Genomic DNA, 2,318 nt, shown 5'->3' on the forward strand with positions numbered 1-2,318 from the left:
GATGTCACCTGAGGTGTCGTTATCAACGTATGTGTCCAAAACTTTATCAATGATCAATGAAGGGTTTGAAGATACAGTAATTGTGGCATCTGTCGAACCCGTAAATTCATCAGCAGGAAATGTTTGTGAATTGTGCAATACGTCTACCGTATTGGTGATGTCACCCGCAGGTGCGTTGGCGTCAACGGTTACTCGGAAAACAAAAGTCGCACCTTCATTCTGCAAGAAAGTTCCGCCGTTTCCATTGCTGGCACCTGCACCTAATCCGCAGATCACGGTTGTCCCATCAAAACCACATTCACCATTTCCAACGGTATCGTTTTGTGGTCCTGAAGACCCTACATCTGCTGATGTCACGTTTATAGAATTCGGAACATAAGTGGTGTTTACCGGGATAACGTCACTTAAAACTGTATTTGTCGCACCATCCGCTCCTGTATTTTCAAATGTAATTGTATATTCAATCACATCACCTGGCTCAACATCACCACCATTCAAGTCAACAGCAGTTTTTGACAAAGAAGAAACCAAGTCTGGAACGAATAAATCTGTGGCAAAAGCCAAAACATTAGGAAAATAAGTGTCTCCAGATGTTACAAAATCTATTTGAGCTCCAGTAACACTATTGGCTAACAAGCCTGAGACGTCAATATAGTCCAAGTCCATTGCCAGTTGATTGACATAAGAAGGCGAACGATCAACATATGTGCTGTCTAAACGCGTATTCGAACTGTTCCAAAAGTTATTGTTAGGGTTCAATGAATCATTGATGGTATTACCTTCAAAAACAAAACGATCACCAACGATATTTTGATCACCCTCCCAAACCAAAGCACCCAGGAATGTATCAAAACTCCCTGATGCTGGTGTTAAAAGTCCTGTCACATTTACTGTTACAGTGGTGCTTCCACTGACTCGCGCGGCACCATCATAGATCATCAATCGACGGTATGGCTGATTGATGTCTTGATATATCACAGTCAACGACCATCCTCCATAAAAACCAAGACCATCATTTCCGGTCTCAGCACTCAAATTACCAACAAAGTATGTTCCATTACCGGCAGCTTGCACCCGTGATGTCACATCAGCAAAAGCCTGATATGGCCTAGAACCCACAGCACCTTGAGTAGCAAATGTATCAATTACTGTGGCATTGACAGCCGAATAACTGCCTGCACCCGGCTCACGCATTTGAATGGTGCCACGATTGGCTTCATTTTCATCATCACGTCCGCCCCAATATAAACCAGCAAATAATACAGTTGACCCTGCTGGCAAATTCAAATCAGCACTAGACGAGTTACTGAATCCGGCACCTACATCAACATTGACGTATGCCATTTGCTGGTTATTACCACCACTTACAGTACCGCTTTGGATATCGCCACAGTTTGCATTTCCTGCATCACAAGTTAGCAAACCATTACCTACTAAGGCGATGTTTCCAAAATCATTGGTACTGAACCTTGGCGTATATGCCCTGTCAATTTGAGCAAATGCATTGACATTCACCAATAGTAAAAAAAGAAGAATAAGTTTTTTAAGTTTCACCGTCATACCCTGCCTTATAAAAAAAATAAGATTCTACACGATTTTTTACTTAAACTACAACTGAACCCCTTCAAAAACACGATGTTCGTCACAGATTCAAACCTTAACCCTATGATATCCAAGAGGATAATGATAATTTTAAAATTTGAAAATTTTTGTAAAATTTTAAGAGAGCAGCAAACATTGACATTTCTATCCAACAAATTGACATTTGTGTCATAAAAATTTCATTAGCTATATACGTGATTTGTTTTACAAGTTGAAATACATTGCCCATTGCACCCAATTATCAAATTAAAGATAACCCGTGGTGCATTTAGGCGATTTTGATTTTTAGGTTGTTGATATTTCTGTTTTCGAGGTAATTTATCCACTGTATTGTCGTCAATGCGGTGAGTTTTGCCAGTACTCTTGCAGCAAAGCCTTTGAATGATTTGGCATAGTTTCTGCGTATCATGAATTGGTCACACAATTGAGAAAATAACGTTTCTATTCGCTTTCTTGTTTTCCGCACGACCCAAGGTAACATCTTGTAATTGCTTTGATTTTTTCTCATGGGCACATAGAGTTTGATATTGCTGGACTGGAATAAATCAACTTGGACCTCGTGACTCAGGTAGCCTTTATCAGCATTCAGTTCACAGTTGCTCATCAAGTGTTTTACGTCGTTGAGGTAATGAATGTCATGGACAGTAATCCAGGACATATATGAACGCCCCATTTATTTCAATGGTTTTTAGTTAACTTTAGCCTTTTGGCCAATG

The 2,318-nt window shown here is 40.1% G+C and carries 1 protein-coding gene and 1 pseudogene; both read right to left on the bottom strand.

What is annotated here, in order from left to right:
* A partial coding sequence (locus tag IEV16_RS13250; protein WP_188366197.1) for a DUF11 domain-containing protein occupies positions 1-1,560 on the bottom strand: 1,560 nt, incomplete at its 3' end.
* A gap of 310 nt (positions 1,561-1,870) precedes the next feature.
* A pseudogene (locus IEV16_RS13255) lies at positions 1,871-2,245 on the bottom strand (transposase); the annotation flags it as partial.
* Between the last annotated feature and the right edge of the window lie 73 nt (positions 2,246-2,318).

Source organism: Marinicella pacifica (assembly GCF_014636635.1).
Taxonomy (GTDB): Bacteria; Pseudomonadota; Gammaproteobacteria; order Xanthomonadales; family Marinicellaceae; genus Marinicella; species Marinicella pacifica.